We start from the raw sequence: 24,750 nt of genomic DNA, 5'->3' as shown, positions 1-24,750 counted from the left end.
GGCGGGGCGGGGCACGCGGAGGTGCCGCTCAGGCGGTGCGCATCGCGTACCGGCGCACGAGCGGGGAGGCGACGAGCACGGCGAGGATCACCAGGGCGTAGGCCCCGGCGACGCTGACCAGGTAGCGCACCGCCGCGCTCGGATCGGCGGCGCCGGACCCCAGCACCGACAGCACGACGAGCAGGGCGGTGAAGGTCGCCAGCACCGAGCTCAGCAGCACCGGCAGCGTGATCTCCGCGATGCGGGCCCGGTGCAGCTGGCCCACCTCGGCGCCGGCGATGTGCTGGGCGCGCAGCACCGGTGCCTGGTCGATCACCCGCGCGGTCTGCGTGACGCCGGTGCTGACCGCGGCGAGGACGGCCGCGATGCCGAGGGTGAGCAGCCCACCGGTGGACATGGCGGTGGCCATCATCCGGTCCTCGACCGCACGGGCCCCGTCGGCCGGGACGATCGTGGCGAGGGTGGTGAGGAAGCCCGCGATGACCAGGGCGAAGGTGATACCTGAGACGGCCCTCCAGCCGGACTTCGGGTCCGCGGCGAGGCGCCTCGCGCCGACCATCAGCGCAGGGGTCGGGGCCGTGCGCGCCGCGAGCAGCGCGACGCCCCAGACGAGGAACGGGCCGACCACGTTCACCCCGGCGACGACCGCGCCGATGAACACGATCATGATCCCGAGGAACAGCATCCCGTCGGCGACACCGCCGAAGATCGCGCCGCCCACCTGCATGAACACGAGGAAGCCGAGGATCAGCACCGCCCAGATCACCAGGCGGACCACGGACATCCGCACGGTGCGGGAGTCGCGGGCGACGCCGAGGGGGCTGAGCACCACTCCGGTGAGGGAGACGGCGGCGGAGCCCGCGGCGAGCAGGACCATGCCGATCACCAGCAGCGGATACGCCCACCACGGCATCAGCAGGTCCGCGGTGGTGAACGGGGCGATCCCGAAGTCGAGCGCGGTCAGGGGCGGGGTCACGACCAGGTGCAGCACCACGCCGAGCAGCCCGCCGAGCAGCGCCTGCGCCGCGACGTCGAGGACCGCCACGGCGCCGACCTGGCCGGCGGTGCCGCCGACGAGACGGATCGAGGCGAGGTCCTGCTCGCGCCGGGCGAGCGAGAGCCGCGCTGCGGAGCCGCCGAGGCCGACGGCGCTCGGGATCAGCAGCACCGAGGCGACCATCGCGCAGGAGACCAGGAAGGGGATCAACGAGGCCTCCCCCTCGAAGGCGACCTCGCCGTCGGCGGGGAGGCGGCCGACGAAGGCGGCGGCGCCGCCGAGCACGGTCCCGGTGATCGCGGTCGCCGCGGCGAAGGCGATCACGGGCAGGACGTCGGCGAGGGCGCCGCGGCGGCGCAGCAGGAGCGGGGCGGAGGCGAGCAGGGCGTTCATCGGGCGTCCCCCGTGCCCTGCGCGCCCTCGGGACGCACGTACTCGCGGGCGATCCGGCCGTCGCGCATCGCGACGGTGCGCCGGCAGGCCGCGGCGACCTTGGCGTCGTGGGTGACCATGACCAGGCTCGCACCGGTCTCGGCACACGCGTCGACGAGCGTCGCGAGGACGGACTGTCCGGTCTCCTGGTCCAGGGCGCCGGTGGGCTCGTCGGCGAAGACGACCGACGGACGCCCCGCGAGCGCGCGGGCGACCGCGACGCGCTGGGCCTGACCGCCGGAGAGCTGGGTCGGACGGCGGTGGTGCATCCCGGCGAGGCCGAGCCGGTCCAGCCAGGCGGTGGCCTCGGCGGTCGCGGCACGGCGCGAGGTGCCGCCGAGCATGCGCGGGAGGATCACGTTCTCGACCGCGGTCAGCTCGGGCAGCAGCTGGCCGTCCTGGAAGACGAAGCCGAACTCGCTGCGGCGCAGCAGGGTGCGCCGGCGGTCCCCGAGCTCGGCGAGGGCCTCGCCGTCCAGGCGCACCGTCCCGGAGGTCGGGGCGAGGATGCCGGCGAGCACGTGCAGCAGGGTGGTCTTGCCGCAGCCGGAGGGGCCCATCACGGCGAGGGAGTCGGCGCGGGCGATGTCGAGGTCCACGCCGTCGAGGGCGCGGGTGGCGGTCTGGTCGCTGCCGTAGGTGCGCACGAGCCCCCGGGCGGAGAGGACCGGCGTGGGATGGGCGGGCGCCGACGGGACGACGGAGGGATGCGAGGCAGGGGGTGCGAAGTTCATGTCCCCCACGATCCGCCGCGGACCCCTCCCACCGCGTCCACCCGGGGATCGGTTCCGCACAGGCGGCGTCAGACCGTGGGATGACGCCCGGATGCGACCGTCGGCCCCGGGACGACGGAGCGCCGGGACCCGGGCACTCGGCCCGGGGTCCCGGCGCTCCTCGCCAGTACGTCGATCAGACCCCGTCCACCTGGCTGATCTCCTACCGGCTCGTTCCTCGCCAGTACGTCGATCAGCCGAAGCGGCCGGAGATGTAGTCCTCGGTCTGCTTGTTGCTGGGGTTGGTGAAGATCGTGTCGGTGTCGTCGATCTCGATGAGGTGCCCGGGCTTGCCGGTGCCGGCGATATTGAAGAAGCCGGTGCGGTCGGAGACGCGGGACGCCTGCTGCATGTTGTGCGTGACGATGACGATCGTGTACTCCTCCTTCAGCTCGTGGATGAGGTCCTCGATCGCGAGGGTGGAGATCGGGTCGAGCGCCGAGCAGGGCTCGTCCATGAGGACGACCTCGGGCTTGACCGCGATGGTGCGGGCGATGCACAGACGCTGCTGCTGACCGCCGGACAGGCCCATGCCGGGCTTGTCGAGACGGTCCTTGACCTCGTTCCAGAGGTTCGCGCCCTTCAGCGCGCGCTCGACCAGCTCGTCGGCCGCGGACTTCGAGATCCGGCGGTTGTTGAGCTTCACGCCCGCGAGCACGTTGTCGCGGATCGACATGGTCGGGAAGGGGTTGGCCTTCTGGAACACCATGCCGACGCGGCGACGCACGTTGACCGGGTCGACCTTGGCGTCGTAGATGTCCTCGCCGTTGATCTCGACCTTGCCCTTCGCGTACGCGCCGGGGATGACCTCGTGCATGCGGTTCAGCGTGCGCAGGAAGGTCGACTTGCCGCAGCCGGAGGGGCCGATGAGGGCCGTGACCGAACGGGGCCGGATCTGCACGTCGACACCCTCGACGGCGAGGAAGTCGCCGTAGTAGATGTTCAGGTCCTCGACGTTGATGGGCTGGGGGGCTGCCATCAGATGTCCTTTCGCGTGGGTGGCCCGGCTCAGCGGCTGAGCTTCGGGGAGAAGTAGTGGCTGATCATGCGCGCGATGATGTTCAGGACCATCACGATCACGATCAGGGTGAAGGCGGCCGCCCAGGCGCGGTCGATGTTGGTGCTGACCGCACAGGCGTACACCTCCTGGTTGATCGGGTTGGTGACCGTGTCCGACATGCAGTTCGCGTTGCCGTTGCGGTACTGCTGGTTGATGAAGGTGGGCAGGGTCGCCATGCGGCCGTCGAACATGTTCCAGTTCACCGAGGTGACCATGCCGACCGTGAGCAGCAGCGGCGCGGTCTCGCCGATGACGCGGGCGATGGCGAGGGTGATGCCGGTGGTCAGGCCCGCGATCGCGGTGCGCAGCACCACCTTGACGATCGTGAGCCACTTGGGCACGCCGAGCGCGTAGGCGGCCTCGCGCAGGTCCATGGGGACCAGGCGGAGCATCTCCTCGCTGTTGCGGACCACGGTGGGGATCATCAGCAGCGAGAGCGCGACGGCGCCCATGATGCCCATGCGCACGGACTGGTCGGGCATGAAGGCGATGAACACCGCCAGGCCGAACAGGCCCGCCACGATCGAGGGGATGCCGGTCATCACGTCGACGAGGAAGGTGACGCCGCGACCGAGGGTCCGCTTCCAGCCCACGTTCGCGTACTCGACCAGGAAGATCGCGGTGAACAGGCCGACGGGGATCGAGATGATCGAGGCCCACAGCGTGATCAGCAGCGTGCCGACGATCGCGTGGAAGACGCCGCCGGCGTCCGCGCCGCCGATGATGCCGGACATGTCCTCGGTCCAGAACGCGAAGGTGGTCGGCCTCGCGGCGATCACGCGGGTCAGGCCGCGGGAGATCACTGACCACAGCAGCGACAGCAGCGGGAACATCGAGATCGCGAACGCGCCGATGACCAGCAGGGTCATGAGCCGGTCGGTCGCCCAGCGGGGGCCCTCGCGCAGGAGCGAGTAGCCCCAGCCGAAGAGCAGGTGGAGGACGAATCCCAGCAGGATGGCGCTGGTGACCGAGAGGGCGCCGACGATCGCCAGCACGGCGATGGCGACCAGGAGGCCCGCGATCCCGGTGAAGACGAGGTGGTACCAGGGCAGGCGGCGCTCGTCGCGGGGGCGGTGGACCGAGGGCTCGGTCCGCACGGTGGTGGGGGTGCTCATGGGGGACCTCTCAGCTCTTGGGGCCGCTGCGGGCGACGATCCACCGGGCGATGGCGTTGATGACGAAGGTCAGCACGAACAGCACCAGGCCGGTGAAGATGAGCAGGGACATGTCGACGCCGGAGGCCTCCGCCTGCTTCGACGCGATGTTCGCGGCGATCGAGTTGTGGCGGCCGACCTCGAGGATGTGCAGGGAGAAGGTCGCGCCGGGCGCGAGGATCATCAGCACGGCCATGGTCTCGCCGAGCGCACGGCCGAGGCCCAGCATCGACGCGGCGACCACGCCGCCGCGGCCGAAGGGCAGCACGACGGTGCGGATGGTCTCCCAGCGGGTGGCGCCGAGCGCGAGCGCGGCCTCCTCCTGCAGGCGCGGGGTCTGCAGGAAGACCTCGCGGGAGACCGCGGTGATGATCGGCAGGACCATCACGGCCAGGACCACGGAGGCGGAGGCGAGGTTGCGCATCGGGGCGGTCGGCTCGCCGGCGAACAGCGGGATCCAGCCGAAGTAGGTGTTGAGGAAGACGTAGAGCGGCTCGAGCTTGGGGACCAGCCATACGCCGCCCCACAGGCCGTAGACGACCGAGGGCACGGCGGCGAGCAGATCGATCATGTAGCCGAGAGCCGAGGCCAGGCGGCGCGGCGCGAAGTGCGAGATGAACAGGGCGATGCCGAGGGAGATCGGGATCGCGATCACCAGCGCGATCGCGGAGGCGAGCACGGTGCCGAACACGAGCGGCAGGGAGTACTCGATCAGCGAGAAGTCCGCGGAGCCGGAGAACTCCCGGCTCGCGATGATCGCGGGGAGGGACTCCAGGGTGAGGAAGATGGCCACCGCGGCGAGGGTGACGAAGATGAGGAGCCCGGAGCCGACGCTCAGGGCGTTGAAGAGCGCGTCGCCGAAACGGCGGCCACCGGACTTCATGGAGGCGGGCGGGGCCGATGCCGCGTCCGGTTCGATGTCAGCTGTGCTCATGGGGACCTTCCTCCGAGCTCACGGTTCGCGCACGGTGCGCTGGCCGGGGTGATGACGGCGGGGACAGCGATGTCGCCGGGCCGGTACGGCCCGGCGACATGCTGTCGTGAGGCGGCGGGATCAGCCGACGGTGATGCCGTCGATCGCAGCCTGGGCCTCGGTGCGCAGCTCCTCGGAGATCGGGGCGGAGCCGGCGGCCTCGGCAGCGGTGGCCTGGCCCTCCTCGGAGATCATGTAGGAGGCGTAGGCCTTGACGGCCTCGCCCTGTGCGGAGTCCGCGTAGGAGCCGCACAGTGCGAGGTAGGAGACGAGCACGATCGGGTAGACGCCGGCCTCCTCGGTGGTGCGGTCGAGCTCCACGACGATGTCGTTCTCCTCGCGACCCTCCTCGCGCGGGGAGACGTCGACGGCCTTGGCGGCGGCATCGGCGCTGTACTCGACGAACTCGTCGCCGACCTGGATCGCGGCGGTGCCGAGGTTGCCGGCCTGCGAGGCGTCGGCGTAGCCGATGGTGCCGTTGCCGCCCTCGACGGTGGAGATCAGGCCGGAGGTGCCGTCGCCGGACTGGCCGCCGTCGATGGGCCAGGTCTCGACCGGACCGTGGGTCCACGCGTCGGGCGCGGTCTCCGAGAGGTACTCGGTGAAGTTCTCGGTGGTGCCCGAGTCGTCGGAGCGGTGGACCGGCACGATGTCCAGGTCGGGCAGCTCGGCGTCCGGGTTCGACTCGGCGATCGCCGGGTCGTTCCACTTGGTGATGTCGCCCGCGAAGATCCCGGCGATGACCTCGGGGGTCAGGTTCAGGGAGTCGACGCCCTCGAGGTTGAAGACCACGGCGATCGGGGAGATGTAGACCGGCAGGTCGAAGGCCTGCGAGTCGTTGCACACCTCGGCGGACTTGGTGAGCTCCTCCTCGTCCAGGGCGGCGTCGGTGCCGGCGAACTGCACCTGGCCGGAGAGGAACTGCTCACGGCCGGTGCCGGAGCCGGTGGGGTCGTAGGTGACCGTGAGGTCGCCGCCCTCGGCCTGGGTGAGGCCCATGAAGGACTCGGTCCACGCGGTCTGGGCGTTCTGCATCGAGGACGCGCCCGAGCCGGCGAGGTTGCCGGAGAGCTCCGCGTAGCCGCCTGCCGCGCCGCCGCCGTCGGAGGCGCCGTCCGTGCCGCCGTTGTCCGAGCCGCCGCCGCACGCGGACAGCGCGAGGCCGCCGACGAGTCCGAGCGCTGCGAGCGAGACGAGCTTGTTCTTGCGAACGTTCACTGCGAGTCCTTTCGGGGCCTTCGGCCCGGGTTCACACCTGCTGACGTCTGTCAGCGGCGAACCTAGGGAGGGGAGATGACGCGGGGCCCGTCGTTGTGTGAACACCGGGTGAACAGCCCTCCCGCCCCCATGAACTCGCAGGTCATGGCCGGATCACGAACGGATCACACTCCCGTTTCGTCCGACTTCCAGTGGGCTGGGACACGTTCGGCATACCCCTCAGTAGCCGGAGCTGGCGGCCACCCCTGCGATCACGAACATGACCACGAAGTAGGCGATGATGAGCAGCAGCGCGACCGTGCCGATGATCGAGAGGATCAGCCCGGTGATCGTGAGCCCGCGGCCTCCCTTCGGCGGGGTCGCGGTCGGGGACGTCTCCCGCATGCCCAGGATCGACAGCACCAGGCCGACGGGCGAGACGAGCGTTCCGCACAGGGTGAGCCCGAGCAGGCCGACCACGAAGCCGGCGATCCCGAGCCCTGAGCTCTGCGGCGCCGGCTGCACCGCGACGGCATAGCCCGGGGCGGCGTAGCGGCCCTGGGACAGCCCCGAGGGGAGGGAGGCGTAGGGATCCTGCACCCCGGCACCGCGCTGCGGGGCCCCGTGCGGATCGGCCGCGCCGTACGGATCCGCCGTGCCGTGACGATCTGCCGTGCCGTACGGGTCCGCCGCCTCGTGCTGCTCCGCACTGCCGTACGGGTCCGCCGACGCCGAGGACCCGTACGGGTCGTACCGCTCCGACGAGGGCCCGTACGGGTCCTGCCCCCACTGCGTGCTCATCCGTGCTCTCTCCAGTCCGTCGTCAGCCGATGTTCGGCAGGTGTCGTTCGATCGCCACCACGACGCCCTCGGGCGTGACGTGCAGCAGCAGGGCCTCGCCGGCGGCGAGATAGGGGTCCTCGCGCGGCAGCTCGAGGGCCGCGCCGGGCCGAGAGACCCGGCGCACCGCCTCGATGACCGTGGGGAGCACAGGACGGTGCGTGCACACGACCGTCGGCCGCGCCTCGCTCAGCACCCGATCGATGACCGCCTCGGTGCGGGAGGGGTGCTCCGCGTGGCCGGCCTCGGTGAGCTCGCCCTTGGTCCGCACCGTGAGGCCCTCGTTCTTCGCCAGCGGCTCGACGGTGCTCAGGCACCGCTCCCACGGGCTGCTCACCACGCTCCCCGGGTCGAAGGCGTCCAGCAGCGGCGGGAGGGCCTTGGCCTGCTTCTTCCCCTTCGAGTTCAAGGGGCGGGCCCCCTCCCCGCGGCGCCACTTCGACCGGGAGACCGCCGCGCCGTGGCGCTGGATCACGACGGGCGCCGTGCGCAGCTCCCCCGCCTCCGCGAAGCGTCGCAGCGACTGCAGGAGGACCTGGTCGCCCTGGCGCGCGACCATCCCCTCGGCCTCCGCCAGCGGGACCCAGCGGACCTTGTCGATCTCGGCGGCGTTCTCCGGACCGGGCGCGACCTTCGCCCGGACCGTGCCGAGCCAGTACTGGACGATCTTGGTGCGCCCGTCCGGCAGCAGGTACACGGAGGCGGGCAGCGGCCGGTGCAGGCGCACCCGGTACCCGGTCTCCTCGGCGACCTCCCGCACCGCGGCCGCGGGGAAGGTCTCGCCCTTGTCGAGCTTGCCCTTGGGGACCGACCAGTCGTCGTAGCGGGGCCGGTGCACGAGCAGCACCTGGAGCTTCCCGCCCTTCTCGCGCCAGGCGAGGGCGCCGGCGGCGAGGACGGGAGGCGGTTTGCCCGGGCCGACGCTCACGCTCATGCCGAGGCCGCTGCGGGACGGCGCATCTGCACGTCGCGGCCCGAGACCTCGAAGCCCCAGCGCTCGTACAGGCGCAGCGCGGCGGTGTTGTCCGCCTCGACGTAGAGCTCGACGCCGGGGACCCCGCCCTCGGCCAGGCGACGCAGCGCGGTCGCCAGCAGCACCGCCGCGATGCGGTGCCCCTGCACCGCCGGGTCGGTCGCCACGACGTAGATCTCGGCGTCGGCGTCCGTCGCGCCGGGCCGCTCCCGCTTGACCCAGACGAATCCGATCAGCTCCCCGTCGCGACGGGCGACGACCATGTCCTCGGCGTCGAACCAGGGCTGGGCGAGGCGCTGTTCCAGGTCCGCGCGGGTGAGTGCCCCCTGCTCGGGATGGGAGGCGAAGGCGCGGGAGTTGACCCCGACCCAGGCGTCCGCGTCGCGCACCGGGTCGAAGACGCCCAGGGTCAGCCCGGACAGGGAGGACTCGGGCACGGGCTCGAGCGCGGCATCGGCCCCGAGCGCGCGGTGCAGGGTGAGCAGGCGGCGCGTCTCGACGAGCCCGGCCGCGGAGAGGAAGGCGAGGGAGCCCTCGAGCGCGCCGTGCGCCCAGACCCCGGCGTCGGGCCGGTCGGAGAGCGCGGCCTCGAGCAGGGCGGTGCCGTGGCCGCGGCGGCGCACCTCCGGGCGCACCATCCCCTGGACGGTGCCGTCGGCGAGCACGCCGGCGTAGGCGACCGCGCGGTCCCCCTCGAGGCGGAGCAGGTGCCGGGCGCCGTCGCCGTCGAGCGCGAGGCTCGCCGCCTCGTCGAGCGGGGAGACGCCGTCGTGCGCGGTCACCGCGCCGAGCAGATCGAGGATCTGGTCACGGTGCTCCTGTGACAGCTCGGCCGTGGAGATCATGGGGTCCTTCCGGGACGACGGACGGCGGTGGTGAGCGGCACGAGTATGCCTCCACCTGCGGGCACTCGTAGACTGCCACTGTAGCGCCGCGGACCTCGAGCCGTCGGCGACCCATCGAGCGACCGGCAGAGACAGCGAGGGAGGCCCCGTGACCGCTCCCGAGCGCGCACCCCTCGGCGCCGCCCTCGCGCTGCTCCTGGCGCTCGTCTCGCTCACCGGCCCCCTCTCCCCCGTGCTGATGGCGACCTCCGTCGCCCTGCTCGGGCTGCTGATCGGGATCTCCTGGCCCGGGCTGCTCGAGCTGCCCTCCGCGATCGGGACCCGCGTGGTCGTCGCCGGCACCGGGATCGGCGGCGCGCTGCTCGCGGTCCTCGTCCCCGAGCGCCTCACCCCCGTCTCCGCGATCGTGATGCTGTGCGCGGTGGGAATCTTCGCCTCCTTCGTCCATCAGATGCTCCGGCGCGACCGCCGCGACCTCACCTCCTCGCTCACGGGCACGGTCGCCGGGGTCTTCCTCGCCGGGCTCGCCGCGACCTGGGTGATCGCCCAGGTCGACGCCCAGGCCTCCGGGAGCACGGCCGTGGTCACCGCCGTCGCGACGGGCCTCGCCGCGACGCTGCTGCTGGACTGGACGCCGCTGCCCGCGCTGCCCCGCTTCGTGCTCTCGGTGGCGGTGGGGGCGGGTCTGACGTGCCTGCTCGCGGTGTCGCTGGCCTCGCTCGCCCTGCCGATCGCGGTGATGCTGGGCGTGGCGACGGCGATCGGGGCGAGCAGCGCCCATCTGCTGGTGGGCTCCTCGCTCGTCGCGCACGAGCCGGTCCCCTCGCTGGCGGTGGCGGCGGTGCCTGTCGCGACCGTGGGCGTCCTCGCGCATCTCGCGATCACACTGTTCGGCTGACGACGGTAGACTCGTCGCCATGTCTGCGCTGTCGCTGTTCTTCCTCGCCCTCGTCGTCCTGGTGGGCATCCTCGTCCTCGGCTTCTCCGTGCTGGTGATCAGCCGCCTGTTCAACCACTGAGCGCCCTGCGGCACCGATGCCCATCACGCTCGACCCCTCCCTCCCCCGCTCCCTGTACCCGCTCGCCTGGCTGATCGGCGAGTGGGAGGGCAGCGGTGCCCTCGCCGCCCCGTCCCCGGACACCCCTGACGTGCGCGTCGAGCAGCGTCTCGTGTGCACCGCCCAGGAGGACGGCACCCTCGCCTGGCGCTCGACGATCCACCGGGTCGACGCCCCCGCTCCCCTGCCGCCCACGAGCGCCTTCGCCCGCGCGGAGGACGGGGACGACGACGCCTCCGCCGCGCCGTCGACCGGCGAGCGGAGCCTGCTGCACCGCGAGGACGGCGTGTGGACCGTCGGCGATCTCCTGCCCGGGCAGGACCGCGCCGCCGCCGAGGCGGCACGCCCCGGCAGCCCCGAGGGGCAGCTCTCCCATCATCTGGAGGCGCGCTTCGAGCGCCGCGGCGAGGCCGCGGAGACCTGGCGCGGCGAGGTCCGCGGGCCGCGCCTGCAGCTCGCCCTGCCCGGCGCCGACGGCGAGGTCGCCGCGACGCGCATGGTCGGCTACATCTCCGGACGCCTCATGTGGCTCTGGGAGCAGCGCGGCCCCGCCCCCGAGGGTGCGCCCGGCGAGACGGCGCTCCTCCCCCACCTCTCCCTGGAGCTGCATCGTGTCTGATCCCGTGTCCGGTCCCGTGCGCGAGATCCGCCCCCTGTCCCTGCGCGGCGCGGTCCTCGGCGAGGGCCCGGACGAGTCCGTGCCCGCCCACTACGGCGCCCCGCTGCGCGAGCAGCGCCGCCTGCTGGAGCGGGAGGCCGTCGTCGACCTCGGCCAGCTCGAGCTGCTCGAGGTCAGCGGCGCCGACGCCCGCAGCTGGATGACCACGGTCTCCACCCAGGTCCTCACCGGCACGCCCGTCGGCGCCTCGTCCTCCCTCGCGGTGCTCTCCCCGCAGGGCCGCGTCGAGCATCTCGCCGCGGCCGTCGTGATCGGCGAGGAGTCGCTGCTGCTGGTCCTCGACGCCGGGGCGCGCGCGGGACTGCGCCGCTACCTGGAGCTGATGCGCTTCGCCGCCCGGGTCGAGATCCTCGATCGCGACGACCTGCGGGTCCTGGGCGCTCTCGCCCCGGCGGCCGAGGTGCTCGCGGACCTCGACCTGCCCGAGCCCGTCGCCGTGTGGTCCGAGCCCTGGCCCGAGGTCGCCCCCGGCGGCGTCGCCTACGGCCCTGCGCCCGAGGACCCGGCCGGCCAGGTCCTCTCGGTCTTCCCCGCCGCGGCGCTCGAGGCGCTGCCCTGGCAGGAGCGGCAGCTGGCCGGGATGAGCTCCTGGGAGGCGGTGCGGATCGCGGACCATCGCGCCCGCCAGGCGCGCGAGGTCGACGAGCGCACCATCCCGCACGAGCTCGACCTGCTGCGCACCAGCGTGCACACCGCCAAGGGCTGCTATCGCGGCCAGGAGACCGTCGCGAAGGTGCTGAACCTGGGCCAGCCGCCGCGGCGCCTGGTGATGCTCCATCTCGACGGCTCCCAGGACGTCCCCGTCGCCGCCGGCGGCGAGGTGCGCCTGGGCGGGGCCGACGGGAAGGTCGTCGGCGCCGTCACCTCCGCGGCCCTCCATGCAGACCTCGGCCCGATCGCCCTCGCCGTCGTGCGTCGGGCGGTGCCGCTGGATGCCGCGCTGTCCGTGCAGGTGCTCCTCGGCGAGGCCGACGGCGAGACCGGGGCGCTCTGGATCGACGCCTCCCAGGAGCCGGTCGTGGTACCTCGCGACCACGGCGAGCGTCCCGCGACCGCGAAGCTCTGAGCCCCGCCTCCACGCTCTTCGCACATCCCCTGCACCGCACCTCCTGCCCGGCCCCGCTGTGCTCGGCGCCGCGGCCTGGAAGAATGGCGTCATGAACCCCCAGGCCGAGCAGCAGGAGTGGTCCCGGCACCGACGCGAGGTGGTCGAGGCCAAGGAGCAGGCTCTCCGCGCCGCCCGTGAGGACGAGCACGCACGGGCCACCGCGCTGATCCGTGAGGCGGTGGCCGGCTATCTCGCCGACGGCATCGCCCCGGTGCCGCTGCGGGCTCGGCCCTATCGCGGCAGCGGCACCGTGCGCACCGGCCTGAGCGGCTGGTACCTCAAGCGCGACCGCTCCCTCGCGGTGGATGCGGAGGGTCGCTACTACGTGCTGCGCGTCGAGGGGGGCCTCCTCGCCCGGCTGCGCGGCGAGGCGCCCGAGCCCTCCCCCGCACCGCTCGTCGTCGGCCGCGGCGCCCGCGACGGAGACACCTTCGAGCTCGAGGAGCTGCTGCGCCGTCGGCGCCAGGATCCGGTGCCCGCATGAAGCACTTCTCGCTCACGCCCACCGGGCCGCTGCCCGTCATCGAGCGCGTCCGCGGCGCCCTGTCCGGCCGGCTGCGCGGCGGCGTCTCCCGCGGCCGCGCCGACGCGCTCACGGTCGCCCGCGCGGCGCTCGCCGCTTCGCTCGCCTATCTGATCAGCCAGTTCGTGTGGGGGCACGAGTTCCCGTTCTTCTCCTCGATCGTCGCCTTCATCATCATCGGCTTCGGCATCGAGAAGAAGATGCGCAAAGTGGTCGAGCTGGGCTGCGGCGTGATGCTCGGCGTGCTCCTGGGGGAGCTGGCCCGCCAGGTGATCGGCTCCGGCGCGTGGCAGATCCTGGTGGTCGTGTTCGGCGCGGGGATGCTCGCGCGCTTCCTCGAGTCCAGCAATCTCTTCGGCTTCCAGGTCACCATCCAGTCGCTGCTGGTGATGATCATGCCGGCCACCCCCACCATGACCCCGGGAGGGCGGGTGCTGGACGCGCTCACCGGCGTGAGCGTGGCGCTCGTCATCCACCTGCTGCTCTCCGGCAACCCGCGCCGACTCCAGTCCCGTGCCGCGGACTCCTTCTACCGTGAGCTCGAGGACGCGCTGGTCAGCCTTGCCGTCTCCGCCCGCACCGGGGACCGCGGGGTGGCGCGGGCGACGCTGCGGAATCTGCGCGACGTCTCCCAGAAGTACACCGACGAGTGGAGCCTGGCCAATGACGTCGCCAACGAGATGGCGACCTTCTCCCCCACCGGGCTGCGCCATGCCGAGGAGGTCGAGCGCATCCAGCACCTGCTGGTCGGCTCCGACCGGGCGATGCGGAACCTGCGCGTGATCGCACGCCGCCAGGCGGAGTTCCTGGAGGCCGTGCGCGGGGACGCCCATTCGACCCTCGCCGACGCGCTGCTCGCCGCCCGCGACGCCGTGCAGGAGCTGCGGGTCGCCGTCACCCATGAGGAGGTCGACTTCACCACGGCACGTCGCCAGCTGCGGCTGTTCGGCTCCTATCTCACCCCCGAGATGCTGCTGCGCAACGACGAGGGGCTGCGGCCGGGGCGAGCCGGCCACTTCGAGGGCGTGACCCTCACCATCCAGCTGCGCTCGCTCGCGATCGACCTGCTGCAGGCCACGGGGCTCACCGCCGCAGAGGCGAAGAAGTTCCTGCCGAGCCTGGTCATCGCCGCCGACGGCGACGCGATCGGCCCGCGCCCGATGACGATGGAGATGAAGGCCGTGGAGCCGCCCGCCACGACCGAGGCGCTCGAGCTGCTGATCACGGACCGCTCGGACCCCGACCGCCGCCGCTGAGCGGGCGGTGCGGCCCGGGGCGCGGTCGCCGCGGCGCCCCGGGCGCGAGCAGCGCGGTCCAGGGGGTGAGGGGCGCGTCTGCGGGGGAGCGTCCAGGGCGCGCCCCTATCCTGGGGCGATGATCGCCCTCATCCAGATGTGGATCTTCCTGGTCCTCGCCGTGGCCCTGCTCGCCCTCGAGATCTGGGCGTTCGTCAACGCGCTGCGCTTCCGCCCCGACGCCTACACGGCCGCGGGCAAGCGCTCGAAGGTGTTCTGGTGCGTGCTGACCGGCGTCGCGATGCTGCTGGGCTTCCTCTCCCTGCCGTACCCGATCGGCCGCGGCAGCAACATGCTGTTCATGCTGGCCGGCGTGATCATCGCCGGGATCTTCCTGGCCGACGTGCTGCCCGCACTGAAGCGGGTCATGGGCCGCGCCGCCGGGAACCGCTGGTGAGCTGACGGCCGCCGGCCACCCCCGGGGCCACCCCGCCGGCCGCCCCGACCGCCGCCTCGACGGCCGTCCCTCGGCCGCCACTCGTGCACCCCGTCGGGCGCCCTGCGGGCCGCCACCTTTTGTGAGTCCCAGGACCCATGCGTGACAGCGCATGGGTCCTGGGACTCACAAGACCTCGCCGCCCCGCCGCGCGCGGGGCAGGAGCAACGCGGGCGGGGCAGGAGCAACGCGGGCGGGGCAGGAGCGCCGCGGGAGGCGCAGGAGCAGCGCGGCGGGCCGAGGCGACCGGGTCGTCTCCGGACAGGGAAGGACCCCGGAGCCATGGGGCTCCGGGGTCCTTCTCGTGCAGGCGCCGGGTCGGCGCTCAGCGCATCAGCTCGTCGCTCAGGCCTGGTGGGTGCCGGCCGAGCGGAGGTTCTCGCAGGCCTCGACGATGCGGGCGGCCATGCCGGCCTCGGCCTTCTTGCCCCAGGCGCGGGGGTCGTAGGCCTTCTTGTTGCCGACCTCGCCGTCGACCTTCAGCACGCCCGAGTAGTTCTCGAACATGTGCGAGACGACGGGGCGGGTGAAGGCGTACTGGGTGTCGGTGTCGATGTTCATCTTGATGACGCCGTTGTCGACGGCCTCCTGGATCTCCTCCAGGGTGGAGCCGGAGCCGCCGTGCATCACCAGGTCGAAGGGCATGTCCTGGCCGTACTCGGCGCCGACGGCCTTCTGGATGTCCAGCAGGACGGAGGGGCGCAGCTTCACGTTGCCCGGCTTGTACACGCCGTGCACGTTGCCGAAGGTCAGTGCGGTGAGGTAGCGGCCGCGCTCGCCCAGGCCGAGCTTCTTGGCGGTCTTCAGGCCGTCCTCGGGGGTGGAGAAGAGCTTGTCGTTGGAGACGTTCGCCTCCACGCCGTCCTCCTCGCCGCCGACGACGCCGACCTCGATCTCGAGGATCTTCTTGGCGGCGACGGACTTCTCGAGCAGCTTCTCGGCGATCTCGAGGTTCTCGTCGACCGGCACGGCGGAGCCATCCCACATGTGCGACTGGAACAGCGGGTCCAGGCCCTTGCTCACGCGGTTCTCGAGGTCCCACTCGATGAGGGGCTCGACCCAGGTGGGGAGGACCTCCTTGGCGCAGTGGTCGGTGTGCAGCGCGACGTTGATCGGGTAGTTCTTCGCGACGGCGTGGACGTACTCGGCCAGCGCGATGGAGCCCGCGACGCGGTCCTTGATGGTGGAGCCGGAGAGGTACTCGGCGCCGCCGAAGGACACCTGGATGATGCCGTCGGAGTTCGCCTCGGCGAAGCCCTGGAGGGCGGCGGTGGCGGTCTGCGAGCTGGAGACGTTCACGGCCGGGTAGGCGAACTTGCCCGCCTTGGCGCGATCGATCATCTCTGCGTACTGATCCGGGGAAACGACTGCCATGGGGGCACTCTCCTTCGTCGGTGGGGTCGATGACGACCGGCGGTGCTCCGCGCGGGGTCGTCCGATCGTGCCCATTGTTCCACAGCGCACCCGGCATGCTCCGTCCGGAGGTCCCGCGTGGACGTCGGGGCGCAGGACGTCGGTCAGGGCGTGGACGGCGCGGCCCGGCCGTGCGCGTCTCCGGCGCCGTCCGTCGCCCGCTCCGCTCAGCGCAGCGGGCCCTCGGGGATCTCGGCATGCTGGAGGACCCAGGCGTGCATCGCGATCGCGGCGGCCGCGGCGACGTTGAGCGAGCGGGTCGAGCCGAACTGGGAGATGCCGACGACGAGATCCGCCGCCTCCAGCATCTCGCGGCTCACCCCGGGCCCCTCCTGCCCCACCACGAGCACGGCGTTCCGGGGCAGGGCGGTGCGCTCGAGCGGGACCGCCCCGGGCACCAGATCTATCGCGACCAGTGGCCTGCCCTCCTCCCGCGCCCAGGCGATCAGGTGAGCGGCGTCGGGGTGGTGGATCTCGTGCTGGTAGCGGTCGGTGACCATGGCGCCCCGCCGGTTCCAGCGGCGCCTGCCGACGATGTGGAAGGCGCCGACGGCGAAGGCGTTCGCGGTGCGCACCACGGAGCCGATGTTCGCGTCGTGCTCGAGGTTCTCGATCGCGACGTGGAGGTCGTGGCGGCGGGTGTCGAGCTCGGCGATGATCGCCTCTCGCCGCCAGTAGCGGAAGCGGTCCTCCACGTTGCGACGGTCGCCGCCGGCGAGCAGCTCGGGGTCCAGGCGGGGATCCTCGGGCCAGGGCTCGGGATGGGGGCCGACGCCGACCTCGCGGCCGGGGTCCGCTGCGCGGGGAGCCTCGCTCATCGCTCCTCGGCGCGCTCCTCCGAGGAGTCGGCGGACCCGGTGGCCCCCTGGCCCGGCTCGGCCTTCTCCTCGGCCTTCTCCTGGTCCAGCTCCGCGATCTCCTCCGCGTCGGGATCGGGCAGGCCCAGCTCGCGGCGCTTCTTCTCGCGCAGCACGAGCTTGACCGCGAACCACAGCACCACCAGCAGGATCACCGCGTAGGCGACGTTGGAGAAGATGTCGGTGTAGGGCTCGATGACGGTCCAGTTCGAGCCCATGAAGTAGCCGATGGTGATGAACAGGGTGTTCCAGATGCCGCTGCCGATCGCGGTGAGCAGGGTGAACATCCCGATCGGCATCGCGTAGAGGCCGGCCGGGATCGAGATCAGCGAGCGGATGCCGGGCACGAAGCGACCGAAGAAGATCGCCTTGTAGCCGTGCTCGTCCATGAACGCGACGGTCTTGTCGTAGTCCTCCACGTGCACCAGCGGCAGGCGGATGAAGAGGACCCGCAGCCGCTCGGGGCCCAGCAGGCGCCCGATCCCGTAGAGCAGCCACGCCCCGACGACGGATCCCGCGATCGAGGCCAGCAGCATCAGCCAGAACGACTGGTTCGGCCCGGCGGAGGTCACCCCCGCCAGCGGCAGGATCACCTCGGAGGGGATCGGCGGGAAGATGTTCTCGAGGAAGATCAGCAGGAACACGCCGAGCGGCCCGAGGGCGTCCATGGTCGAGACGGCCCAGTCGACGATGTTCATGCAGGTGGCTCCCGGAGGTCGTGGTGGAGGAGTCGGACCTCGTCGGCCCGCCCCCGAGTCTAGGTGCCCGCCCCGGGCGCGCGCCCCGGCCCGCCCGCCCCCTGCCCAGGACCTCCACGAACGCTGTTCCGGCTGTTCACAGCGGACTCCCGGTCTACTCTGTGCGCATGACCTTCAACCCGAACGCGGAGATCCGCTCCGACAACGTCTCCGCCGCTGGTCGCGGCGGGGGCGGCTTCTCCCCGCGCGGCGGCGGGCGGGGCGGAGGCGGGCTCAAGCTCGGCGGCGGCGCCGGCTGCCTGCTGCTCGTGGTGGTCCTGATCTACACGCTGATCGGCGGCAATCCGCTGGACCTGCTCGGCGGCGGCAGCAGCACGCAGCAGGGGCCGGCGGCCGAGGGCGGCTCGCTGGACCACTGCCTCACCGGCGCCGACGCCAACGAGCGCGACGACTGCCTGGTCCAAGCGACCGTGGAGTCCGCGGACTCCACGTGGGGGCAGCTCGCCCCCGCCGAGGGCATCGACTTCGTCGAGGCACAGGGCCATGTCTTCGAGGACCAGGTGCAGACCGGCTGCGGCGCGGCGACCGCCGACGTCGGCCCCTTCTACTGCCCGGCCGACATGACCCTCTACGTCGACGTGTCCTTCTTCGACTCTCTGGCCACCCAGTACGGGGCCGACGGCGGGCAGCTCGCGAAGATGTACGTGGTCGCCCACGAGTACGGCCACCACATCCAGTACCTCACCGGGGTGATGGAGACCGCGGACCGCTCGCAGACCGGTCCGCAGTCCGACGGGGTGCGGCTCGAGCTGCAGGCCGACTGCTACGCCGGGGTGTGGGCGCACCACGCCGCGAACTCGGTGGACGACGAGGGCAATGCGATGCTGCAGCCGCTGACCGCGGAGGACATCGAGTCCGCGCTCTCGGCCGCCAGCGCCGTGGGCGACGACCACATCCAGGGCGACGTCGCCGGCGGGCAGGTGCGGCCGGAGACCTGGACCCACGGCTCCTCGGAGCAGCGTCGGGCCTGGTTCACCACCGGCTACGAGCAGGGCACGATCGCCTCCTGCGACACCTTCGCCGCCGACCAGGTCTGACCGGAGCGGGCCCGGCCGGACGGGGCAGCGCGCCGTCCGACCAGGTCCGCACGGGCGGCGAGGACCGGGTCGGTCTCAGATCTCCAGCTCGGAGATGTCGTAGGCGGAGAGGTAGCGGTGCCCGGCCTGCTCGACCGCGTCGCGGGAGGCGTCGGCGCGGTGCACGATCACGGCGACCGCGGCGATGTCCGCGCCGGCCTCGGCGAGCGCCTCGCAGGCCGTGAGCACGCTGCCACCGGTGGTGGAGGTGTCCTCGACCGCGACGACGCGACGGCCCGTGACGTCCGGGCCCTCGATGCGGCGCTGCAGGCCGTGGGCCTTGTTCGCCTTGCGGACCACGAAGGCGTCCAGCGCATCGAGCGCCGGATCGGCGGCGGAGGCGTGCAGGATCGAGGTCGCCACGGGGTCCGCGCCCAGGGTCAGGCCGCCGACGGCCTCGACGCCGGGCACGAGGCCCTCGCGCCGCAGCAGGTCGAGCATGACGCGGCCGACGAGCGGCGCGGCCTCGTGGTGCAGGGTGATGCGGCGCAGGTCCACGTAGTGGTCCGCCTCCGCTCCCGAGGAGAGGGTGACGCGGCCGCGCACCACGGCGAGGTCGCGGATGAGGACGCGCAGACGCTCGCGGGCCTCGTCGATCGGGAGCTGGTGGACGGGATCCGTGCTGGTGGAGGACATGCGGTCAGGGTAGTGGATGCCCACCCCGTCAGAGAGCGTCGTCCTCGCGCTGCCAGGGGGCGCGGAGGTTGCGGCGGGAGGCCCGACGCCGGGAGCGATCCACCGACCGCGCCTGCAGGCGTCGGTACCAGTTCGGGGAGGTCATGGCGCGCACGAGCGGTCGCGGCGCGATCCGGGACATCTCCCCCGCGGTGCGGTACTTCACCGACGGGATCGACAGGACCGAGCCCTTGGCCGCGTCCTTCAGCGCCTGCTCGACGACGTACGGCGCCTTCAGCCAGGTGATGCGCGGCAGCCCGTCCATCGACATCGCGGCCCGCTCGTGGAACTCGGTCTGGACGAAGCCGGGCAGCAGGGCGGTGGCGGTGACGCCGGTGCCCTTGAGCTCCATGGCGAGGGACTCGGTGAACACGGTGACCCAGCTCTTGGAGGCCGCGTAGGGGCCGGCGGTGGTGTATCCGGCGAGGGAGCTGACGTTGAGGATCGCTCCGCGGCGGCGCTGGACCATGGTCCGGGCCGCGGCGTGGGAGAGCACGAGCACGGCCCGCATCAGGGTGTCGAGCTGCTTCTCGTGGTCCTCGACGCCCACCTCGAGGAAGCCGCCGCGCAGCCCGTAGCCGGCATTGTTCACGAGCAGGTCGACGGGGTCGACAGGATCGGTCAGACGGACCTCGACCCGCTCGAGCTCGCGGCGGTCGGAGAGGTCGACCGACATCACCTCGACGGTGACGTCGTGGACGTCCCGGATCTGCTCGGCGACGGCGCGCAGCCGGTCCTCGTCACGAGAGACGAGGACCAGGTCGTGCCCGGTGCCGGCCAGCTGCCAGCCGAACTCGAGTCCCAGCCCTGAAGTGGATCCCGTGACGAGTGCGCGCGCCATGGACAGAGTCTACGCAGGTCCGGAGCCTGCCATGGACCGTTCGAGGCGGACGCGCGCCCGCGCCCCGTAGGATCGGCGGCATGCGCATCGCGACCTGGAACATCAACTCGCTGCGGGCCCGGATGGACCGCGTGCTCGCCTTCCTCGAACGGCACGAGGTGGACGTCCTCGCCCTGCAGGAGATCAAGGCCAAGCCCGCCCAGCTCGACCTCACAGCCCTTGAGGCGGCCGGCTACGAGGTCGCGGCGCACGGACTGAACCAGTGGAACGGTGTCGCGCTGATCTCGCGCGTGGGCCTGTCCGACGTGCGCACGGAGCTCCCGGCCGTTCCCACCTGGCCCGAGGACGAGACCGGGGTGGTCGAGGCCCGGGCGCTCGGCGGGATCGTCGGGGACGGGCTGCGGATCTGGTCGCTGTACGTACCCAACGGCCGCGAGCTGGAGCACCCGCACTACCCCTACAAGCTGCGCTGGCTCGAGGCGCTGCGCGCCGAGGGCGCGCGCGAGCTCGCCGGGGACGCGGCGGCGAAGGTCGCGCTCGTCGGCGACTTCAACGTGGCCCCGCAGGACGACGACGTGTGGGACATGGACTTCTTCGAGGGCAAGACCCACGTCACCGAGCCGGAGCGGGCGGCCTTCCGCGCGGTCGTGGACGAGGGCTTCGCCGACGTCGTGCGGCCCGAGCACCCCGGGCCCGGGGTGTACACCTACTGGGACTACCAGGCGCTGCGCTTCCCGAAGAAGGAGGGCATGCGCATCGACTTCGTGCTCGGCTCCCCCGCCGTGCAGAAGGCGGTCACCGGGTCGTTCATCGACCGCGAGGAGCGCAAGGGCAAGGGCGCCTCGGACCACGCGCCGGTCGTGGTGGACCTGGAGCTCTGAGGACGCTCCGGCCCGGGCGGCTCCCGCACCGCGTCCGGACATGGTGGAGCGGCGGTGCGATCGAGTCGCACCGCCGCTCCTGACGGGCCGTCTGCATCGGGATCAGGCGTACACGTGAAGCAGCTGCGGTGACGCTGTCGACGTCTCACAGCCGGTCCGTTGCGGGGACCAGTCGTACGTGGGTTCCGATGCCGGTATCCGTCGTGGTACAGCTCACACTACGCGCCCGGAGGAGAGGACGCAAGGACCCTCGTCCCGGCGACCTCTCCTCCACAGACCCCGTCCGTCCACCGTCGCGCCGACGGCCTGTCGTCCTCCGCCCGTGCTCGCCACGATGGCGGCATGACCAGCACGATCACCTCCGCCGCCGACCGCTCGCCGAGCTCTGCAGGGCCCGGGCGGACCTCAGCTCCCGCCTCCCTCGACCCCTCCCCGGCCCGCGCGCCGCGACGGCCCCGCTCCCGCTTCCCGGGCGCCGGGCAGGACCGCGCCGAGAGCCCCGGGAGGCCCCGTCGGGGTGTCCGATGGGTGGGACCGGAGGGTCCCCTGCGGGAGCTCGTGGCGGACCATGCCACGGCGGCCGGCTCCTGGCTCCTCGAGGAGCCCCATGAGACGGCGGGCTGCACCGTCGTCCCTGCCGAGACCCTCCGCGACGGGGCGCCGCGCTGCCCCGGCGCCGCCCTGGGCCGCGCCCCGCTGATCGTCGTCCTCGCCGCCGAGGAGGTGCCCGCCGAGCTGTGGCCCCTCGCGCTCGAGGCCGGTGCCCTCGCGGTCCTGCCGCTGCCCTCGGCCTCGGAGGAGCTGCTCTCGCGCCTTTCCGAGCTCACCCGCACCCGCTCGGGCGCCCGGCTGATCGGCGTGACCGGAGGGTGCGGCGGGGCCGGCGCCTCGAGCTTCGCCGCCCGGCTCGCCGGGGCCGCGCGCCGCCACGGACCCGTCGTGCTGCTGGACGCGGATCCGCTGGGCGGAGGGCTCGACCTGCTGGTCGAGGCGAATGGCGCCCCGGGCCTGGACTGGTCGCAGACCGCCTCGCTCGGCGTCGACGACGGCGAGGCCCTGCGCTCGGGTCTGCCGCGCATCGACGAGGTGCACCTGCTCGTGGCCGGGGAGAGGGCCGGCCCCGACCAGGAGGACCTGCCGCGCGTGCTCGCGGCGCTCGGCCCCCTCGACGGCACGGTCGTGGTGGACCTCGCCGCTGCGCTCGTCCCCTGCGCGGTCCCGCACCTGGATGAGCTCCTGCTGGTGCTGCCCGCGAGCGACCATGCGGTGCGGTCCGCCGCGCGGCGGCTGCGGGAGTGGTCGCCGCCGGCCGGGCTCACGAGAGCGGTGGTGCGGCGCGGTCGCGGGCTCTCCCCCGCCGATGTCGCCGAGGACCTCGACCTCCCCCTCGCCACCTCCTTCCGCGACAGCACCCGCGGCGCGGTCCCGCTGCTGGACGTGCGACGCCGAGGTGCTGATCGGGCCGCCCGTGAGCTGGTCACCGAGCTCCTGACGCAGGAGCCGGCATGAGCGGGCGGAGCACGGACGAGGGCGCCCTCGACACCCTGCTCGCCGGGGTGAGGGAGGACCTGGTGCGCTCCCCCGGCGCGGTGGACGTGCCGCGGATCGCCCGGGTGCTGCGCGCCCAGGGGCGGGTGCTGGGCGCCGCGGCGACCCTCGAGCTGACCGCGCAGGTGCGGGACCACGTCGACGGCCTCGGCCCGCTGCAGGGGCTCGTCGTCCCCGGGGTCACGGACCTGCTGGTCAACGACGACGGGACGGTCTGGGTCGACGACTCGGGCGGGCTCCGTCCCGCAGGGCTGCGCCTCTCCGCCGGCGAGGCGAGGGATCTCGCGGTGCGCCTGGCGACCTCGGGCGGTCGCCGCCTCGACGACGCGGTGCCCTGGGCCGATGCGCACCTCCCCTCCGGGATCCGATTCCATGCCGTCCTCCCGCCGCTCTCCCCGGGCGGGGCGATCCTCTCGCTGCGCCTGCCCTCGCAGGACCGCCTGGACCTCGACGATCTCGAACGCCTGGGGGCGTTGACCCCCGCTTTGCGGGAGGTGCTTCGCGCGCTGGTCCGCTCCCGAGTGCCCTTCCTGGTCACAGGCGGCACGGGCACCGGGAAGTCGACGCTCCTGGCCGCGATGCTCCACGAGGCCCTGCCGCAGGAGCGCATCGTCGTGGTCGAGGACGTGCTCGAGCTCGCGGTGGACCACCCCCATGTCGTGCACCTGCAGTCGCGACACGCGAACAGCGAGGGCGCGGGTGCCATCGACCTCACCGCACTGGTGCGACAGAGCCTGCGCATGCGGCCGGACCGGATCGTGCTCGGGGAGTGCCGCGGCGAGGAGATCCGCGAGCTCCTGCAGGCGCTGAACACGGGGCACGACGGCGGCTGCGGCACGGTCCACGCGAACACTGCAGCGGACGTCCCCGCCCGGCTCGAGGCGCTCGGCGCCCTCGGCGGGCTGGACCGCGGCGCGCTCGCCGCGCAGGTGGCGAGCGCCCTCGAGGTCGTCGTGCACCTGGGCCGACGCGACGGGCTGCGCGTGCTGGAGGAGATCGCCGTGCTCTCGCGCGGAGCGGACGGGATGCTCACCGCCCGGACCGCGCTGCGCTCGCAGGGCGGGACGCTGCGGGAGGGGCCGGCCGCGGAGCATCTCGCCTCCCGCCTGCATCGCGGGGCGGACGAGGGGCCCGTCCGGGCAGCGGGACAGAGGGCGGCATGATCCCCGTCCTCGCCGTCGCCGCCCTCGCGCTCGTGCTGCTGTGGGTGCTCGTCCCGCCCGCGCTCCCCGCCGGAGCACCGGTGAGGGCCTCCCGGCCCCGCCGCGCGCCATCGGGTCCGCTGGACCTGGCCCGCACGGTCGAGCAGCTCGCGAGCGTGATCAGCTCCGGGGCGAGCATCCGGCAGGGCTGGGCCGCGCTCGCGCGCACCCTTCCCGACGGGGACCTGCGGGATCTGGCCCGCGCCTCCGCCGCCGGAGCGGATCCGCGCCGCGCGGCGGGCGGACGGCTGCGCAGCGCGCCGACGGTCGCCTCGCTCGGCGCCGCGCTCGCGGTGTGCGAGCGGACGGGCGCCCCGGCCGCCGTGATGCTCCAGCACCTCGCCGACGCCCTGCGCGACCTCCACGACGCCGCCCAGGCGCGGCGCAGCGCCTTCGCGGGCCCGCGCTCGACCGCCCGGATCCTGCTCGTGCTGCCGCTGGCCGGGCTGGGCCTCGGCATGCTCCTGGGCGGCGACCCGCTGCGGCTCCTGGTCGCCTCGACCTCGGGACGGCTGCTCGGCGGGGCGGGGATCGCCCTGACGGTGCTGGGCTGGTGGTGGATGCGCCGCCTGCTGCGCAGCGCCGACCCTCCCCTGCGCACGGAGGTGGACCCGTCGGTGGCGCTCGAGCTGATCGCCGGGGCGCTCGAGTCGGGGCTGCCGCTGTCCCGTGCCCTCGCCGCGGTCGCCGCGGCACTGCCGGGAGGGACGGACGCCGAGGCGATGCGGGCCGTCGCCTCCGCCCTCGCCGCCGGGGTCCCTGCACGGCTCGCGGTCGACGCGCTCCCCGCGGAGCTCGACGCCCTGGGACGCTCCGCCGTGCTCGCGGAGGAGACCGGCGCGGATCTCGCGAGGGTGCTGCGCTCCGCGGCGCGGGACGCCCGTCGCGGCCGCGCCCGGGACGCCGAGGTGCGCGCCGCCGAGCTCGCCGTCCGCCTCGTGCTGCCCACCGGAGCGGCGCTGCTGCCGGCCTTCGTCGCCCTCGGCATCGTGCCGACCGTGATCTCCCTGCTGGGCGGCACCCTCTCCCTCACCTCCGGCGGAGCGTGAGGCCACGGATCACCGGGACGGTCCCGGTCCGTCGTCCCCGCCCGGGGACGGCGTCGGCGGCGGGAGCCGCCACCGCGGGACGGCGAGCGCCGCCCGCAGAACGAAGG

At 73.1% G+C, this 24,750-nt stretch carries 25 protein-coding genes; 11 read left to right on the top strand and 14 right to left on the bottom strand.

Annotated features, from left to right (window positions below; all coding sequences use genetic code 11):
* Positions 1-28 precede the first annotated feature (28 nt).
* From DS079_RS10580 to mshD, 9 genes are all read right to left on the bottom strand, one after another.
* Positions 29-1,390: an FtsX-like permease family protein gene (locus DS079_RS10580; RefSeq protein WP_126987387.1), complete on the bottom strand. Its 1,362-nt coding sequence runs from the start codon at positions 1,388-1,390 to the stop codon at positions 29-31.
* Positions 1,387-2,163 carry an ABC transporter ATP-binding protein gene (locus tag DS079_RS10575; protein WP_126987384.1) on the bottom strand — a complete coding sequence of 259 codons (777 nt, stop codon included), beginning with the start codon at positions 2,161-2,163 and terminating at the stop codon, positions 1,387-1,389. The genes DS079_RS10580 and DS079_RS10575 overlap by 4 nt, the downstream gene beginning before the upstream one ends.
* Positions 2,164-2,395: 232 nt before the next feature.
* Entirely contained in the window at positions 2,396-3,181 is a 786-nt protein-coding gene (gene pstB / locus DS079_RS10570; RefSeq protein ID WP_010549563.1) for a phosphate ABC transporter ATP-binding protein PstB, read from the bottom strand.
* Positions 3,182-3,210: 29 nt separating this feature from the next.
* The gene (gene pstA, locus DS079_RS10565) at positions 3,211-4,377 is read right to left on the bottom strand and encodes a phosphate ABC transporter permease PstA (RefSeq protein ID WP_126987381.1); all 1,167 of its coding nucleotides are present in this window, start codon (positions 4,375-4,377) and stop codon (positions 3,211-3,213) included.
* A gap of 10 nt (positions 4,378-4,387) precedes the next feature.
* Positions 4,388-5,350 (bottom strand): phosphate ABC transporter permease subunit PstC, encoded by a 963-nt coding sequence (gene pstC / locus DS079_RS10560; protein WP_126987378.1) that lies wholly within the window; start codon positions 5,348-5,350, stop codon positions 4,388-4,390.
* 120 nt (positions 5,351-5,470) lie between these two features.
* Positions 5,471-6,607, bottom strand: coding sequence for a phosphate ABC transporter substrate-binding protein PstS (gene pstS / locus DS079_RS10555; protein WP_126987375.1), 1,137 nt, complete (start codon positions 6,605-6,607; stop codon positions 5,471-5,473).
* Positions 6,608-6,826: 219 nt separating this feature from the next.
* Entirely contained in the window at positions 6,827-7,387 is a 561-nt protein-coding gene (locus tag DS079_RS10550) for a DUF4190 domain-containing protein (RefSeq protein ID WP_126987372.1), read from the bottom strand.
* Positions 7,388-7,409: 22 nt separating this feature from the next.
* Positions 7,410-8,360, bottom strand: coding sequence for an NUDIX hydrolase (locus DS079_RS10545; protein ID WP_164736204.1), 951 nt, complete (start codon positions 8,358-8,360; stop codon positions 7,410-7,412).
* On the bottom strand, positions 8,357-9,244 hold the full coding sequence (gene mshD / locus DS079_RS10540; RefSeq protein WP_126987369.1) for a mycothiol synthase: 888 nt from the start codon (positions 9,242-9,244) through the stop codon (positions 8,357-8,359). Before mshD ends, DS079_RS10545 begins: the two co-directional genes overlap by 4 nt.
* Positions 9,245-9,392: 148 nt before the next feature.
* On the opposite strand from mshD, the gene DS079_RS10535 reads away from it, so the two are divergent.
* The 6 genes from DS079_RS10535 to DS079_RS10510 all read left to right on the top strand — a co-directional run bounded on the left by DS079_RS10535 (position 9,393) and on the right by DS079_RS10510 (position 14,304).
* A complete protein-coding gene (locus DS079_RS10535) occupies positions 9,393-10,142 on the top strand; it encodes a hypothetical protein (protein WP_126987367.1) in 750 nt (249 codons plus the stop codon).
* Positions 10,143-10,279: 137 nt separating this feature from the next.
* Complete coding sequence (locus tag DS079_RS10530; protein ID WP_010549555.1) at positions 10,280-10,921, top strand: heme-binding beta-barrel domain-containing protein; 642 nt, start codon at positions 10,280-10,282, stop codon at positions 10,919-10,921.
* Positions 10,914-12,047 carry a CAF17-like 4Fe-4S cluster assembly/insertion protein YgfZ gene (gene ygfZ / locus DS079_RS10525; protein WP_164736203.1) on the top strand — a complete coding sequence of 378 codons (1,134 nt, stop codon included), beginning with the start codon at positions 10,914-10,916 and terminating at the stop codon, positions 12,045-12,047. Before DS079_RS10530 ends, ygfZ begins: the two co-directional genes overlap by 8 nt.
* Positions 12,048-12,138: 91 nt before the next feature.
* Positions 12,139-12,573, top strand: a complete 435-nt coding sequence (locus tag DS079_RS10520; RefSeq protein WP_126987365.1) for a hypothetical protein — start codon at positions 12,139-12,141, stop codon at positions 12,571-12,573.
* Positions 12,570-13,868 (top strand): FUSC family protein, encoded by a 1,299-nt coding sequence (locus DS079_RS10515; RefSeq protein ID WP_126987362.1) that lies wholly within the window; start codon positions 12,570-12,572, stop codon positions 13,866-13,868. Before DS079_RS10520 ends, DS079_RS10515 begins: the two co-directional genes overlap by 4 nt.
* Positions 13,869-13,986: 118 nt before the next feature.
* A complete protein-coding gene (locus tag DS079_RS10510; RefSeq protein ID WP_070502213.1) occupies positions 13,987-14,304 on the top strand; it encodes a DUF2516 family protein in 318 nt (105 codons plus the stop codon).
* A 384-nt stretch (positions 14,305-14,688) separates the two neighbouring features.
* Here DS079_RS10510 and fbaA read toward each other — a convergent pair whose 3' ends face one another.
* The 3 genes from fbaA to DS079_RS10495 all read right to left on the bottom strand — a co-directional run bounded on the left by fbaA (position 14,689) and on the right by DS079_RS10495 (position 17,311).
* The gene (gene fbaA, locus DS079_RS10505; RefSeq protein ID WP_010549550.1) at positions 14,689-15,717 is read right to left on the bottom strand and encodes a class II fructose-bisphosphate aldolase; all 1,029 of its coding nucleotides are present in this window, start codon (positions 15,715-15,717) and stop codon (positions 14,689-14,691) included.
* Positions 15,718-15,923: 206 nt separating this feature from the next.
* Positions 15,924-16,574: a TrmH family RNA methyltransferase gene (locus tag DS079_RS10500; protein ID WP_126987359.1), complete on the bottom strand. Its 651-nt coding sequence runs from the start codon at positions 16,572-16,574 to the stop codon at positions 15,924-15,926.
* Complete coding sequence (locus tag DS079_RS10495) at positions 16,571-17,311, bottom strand: DedA family protein (protein ID WP_126987357.1); 741 nt, start codon at positions 17,309-17,311, stop codon at positions 16,571-16,573. Before DS079_RS10495 ends, DS079_RS10500 begins: the two co-directional genes overlap by 4 nt.
* Positions 17,312-17,478: 167 nt before the next feature.
* On the opposite strand from DS079_RS10495, the gene ypfJ reads away from it, so the two are divergent.
* Positions 17,479-18,408, top strand: coding sequence for a KPN_02809 family neutral zinc metallopeptidase (ypfJ, locus tag DS079_RS10490; RefSeq protein WP_126987354.1), 930 nt, complete (start codon positions 17,479-17,481; stop codon positions 18,406-18,408).
* A gap of 75 nt (positions 18,409-18,483) precedes the next feature.
* Here the strand turns inward: ypfJ and DS079_RS10485 are convergent, their stop codons facing one another.
* On the bottom strand, positions 18,484-19,083 hold the full coding sequence (locus tag DS079_RS10485) for an orotate phosphoribosyltransferase (protein WP_053916145.1): 600 nt from the start codon (positions 19,081-19,083) through the stop codon (positions 18,484-18,486).
* 28 nt (positions 19,084-19,111) lie between these two features.
* Positions 19,112-19,963, bottom strand: coding sequence for an SDR family NAD(P)-dependent oxidoreductase (locus DS079_RS10480; RefSeq protein WP_126987351.1), 852 nt, complete (start codon positions 19,961-19,963; stop codon positions 19,112-19,114).
* A gap of 80 nt (positions 19,964-20,043) precedes the next feature.
* Between DS079_RS10480 and DS079_RS10475 the strand changes: the two genes are divergently transcribed.
* From DS079_RS10475 to DS079_RS10460, 4 genes are all read left to right on the top strand, one after another.
* Complete coding sequence (locus tag DS079_RS10475; protein WP_126987348.1) at positions 20,044-20,844, top strand: exodeoxyribonuclease III; 801 nt, start codon at positions 20,044-20,046, stop codon at positions 20,842-20,844.
* Positions 20,845-21,186: 342 nt separating this feature from the next.
* Complete coding sequence (locus DS079_RS10470) at positions 21,187-22,353, top strand: CpaE-like family protein (protein ID WP_126987346.1); 1,167 nt, start codon at positions 21,187-21,189, stop codon at positions 22,351-22,353.
* A complete protein-coding gene (locus DS079_RS10465) occupies positions 22,350-23,555 on the top strand; it encodes a TadA family conjugal transfer-associated ATPase (RefSeq protein ID WP_126987343.1) in 1,206 nt (401 codons plus the stop codon). The genes DS079_RS10470 and DS079_RS10465 overlap by 4 nt, the downstream gene beginning before the upstream one ends.
* The gene (locus tag DS079_RS10460) at positions 23,552-24,643 is read left to right on the top strand and encodes a type II secretion system F family protein (RefSeq protein ID WP_126987340.1); all 1,092 of its coding nucleotides are present in this window, start codon (positions 23,552-23,554) and stop codon (positions 24,641-24,643) included. The genes DS079_RS10465 and DS079_RS10460 overlap by 4 nt, the downstream gene beginning before the upstream one ends.
* Positions 24,644-24,750 lie beyond the last annotated feature (107 nt).

Source organism: Brachybacterium paraconglomeratum (assembly GCF_003994255.1).
In the GTDB taxonomy this organism is placed as follows: Bacteria; Actinomycetota; Actinomycetes; order Actinomycetales; family Dermabacteraceae; genus Brachybacterium; species Brachybacterium conglomeratum.
The sequence above is the reverse complement of the archived record's forward strand: the minus strand, read 5'-3'. Positions and strand labels throughout refer to the sequence as shown.

Coding starts and splice junctions, on each gene's coding strand:
- DS079_RS10580 (WP_126987387.1), bottom strand. CDS start 1,390: ATGAACGCCCTGCTCGCCTCCGCCCCGCTCCTGCTGCGCCGCCGCGGC.
- DS079_RS10575 (WP_126987384.1), bottom strand. CDS start 2,163: ATGAACTTCGCACCCCCTGCCTCGCATCCCTCCGTCGTCCCGTCGGCG.
- pstB (WP_010549563.1), bottom strand. CDS start 3,181: ATGGCAGCCCCCCAGCCCATCAACGTCGAGGACCTGAACATCTACTAC.
- pstA (WP_126987381.1), bottom strand. CDS start 4,377: ATGAGCACCCCCACCACCGTGCGGACCGAGCCCTCGGTCCACCGCCCC.
- pstC (WP_126987378.1), bottom strand. CDS start 5,350: ATGAGCACAGCTGACATCGAACCGGACGCGGCATCGGCCCCGCCCGCC.
- DS079_RS10550 (WP_126987372.1), bottom strand. CDS start 7,387: ATGAGCACGCAGTGGGGGCAGGACCCGTACGGGCCCTCGTCGGAGCGG.
- DS079_RS10545 (WP_164736204.1), bottom strand. CDS start 8,360: ATGAGCGTGAGCGTCGGCCCGGGCAAACCGCCTCCCGTCCTCGCCGCC.
- mshD (WP_126987369.1), bottom strand. CDS start 9,244: ATGATCTCCACGGCCGAGCTGTCACAGGAGCACCGTGACCAGATCCTC.
- DS079_RS10530 (WP_010549555.1), top strand. CDS start 10,280: ATGCCCATCACGCTCGACCCCTCCCTCCCCCGCTCCCTGTACCCGCTC.
- DS079_RS10520 (WP_126987365.1), top strand. CDS start 12,139: ATGAACCCCCAGGCCGAGCAGCAGGAGTGGTCCCGGCACCGACGCGAG.
- DS079_RS10515 (WP_126987362.1), top strand. CDS start 12,570: ATGAAGCACTTCTCGCTCACGCCCACCGGGCCGCTGCCCGTCATCGAG.
- DS079_RS10510 (WP_070502213.1), top strand. CDS start 13,987: ATGATCGCCCTCATCCAGATGTGGATCTTCCTGGTCCTCGCCGTGGCC.
- fbaA (WP_010549550.1), bottom strand. CDS start 15,717: ATGGCAGTCGTTTCCCCGGATCAGTACGCAGAGATGATCGATCGCGCC.
- DS079_RS10500 (WP_126987359.1), bottom strand. CDS start 16,574: ATGAGCGAGGCTCCCCGCGCAGCGGACCCCGGCCGCGAGGTCGGCGTC.
- DS079_RS10495 (WP_126987357.1), bottom strand. CDS start 17,311: ATGAACATCGTCGACTGGGCCGTCTCGACCATGGACGCCCTCGGGCCG.
- ypfJ (WP_126987354.1), top strand. CDS start 17,479: ATGACCTTCAACCCGAACGCGGAGATCCGCTCCGACAACGTCTCCGCC.
- DS079_RS10485 (WP_053916145.1), bottom strand. CDS start 19,083: ATGTCCTCCACCAGCACGGATCCCGTCCACCAGCTCCCGATCGACGAG.
- DS079_RS10480 (WP_126987351.1), bottom strand. CDS start 19,963: ATGGCGCGCGCACTCGTCACGGGATCCACTTCAGGGCTGGGACTCGAG.
- DS079_RS10475 (WP_126987348.1), top strand. CDS start 20,044: ATGCGCATCGCGACCTGGAACATCAACTCGCTGCGGGCCCGGATGGAC.
- DS079_RS10470 (WP_126987346.1), top strand. CDS start 21,187: ATGACCAGCACGATCACCTCCGCCGCCGACCGCTCGCCGAGCTCTGCA.
- DS079_RS10465 (WP_126987343.1), top strand. CDS start 22,350: ATGAGCGGGCGGAGCACGGACGAGGGCGCCCTCGACACCCTGCTCGCC.
- DS079_RS10460 (WP_126987340.1), top strand. CDS start 23,552: ATGATCCCCGTCCTCGCCGTCGCCGCCCTCGCGCTCGTGCTGCTGTGG.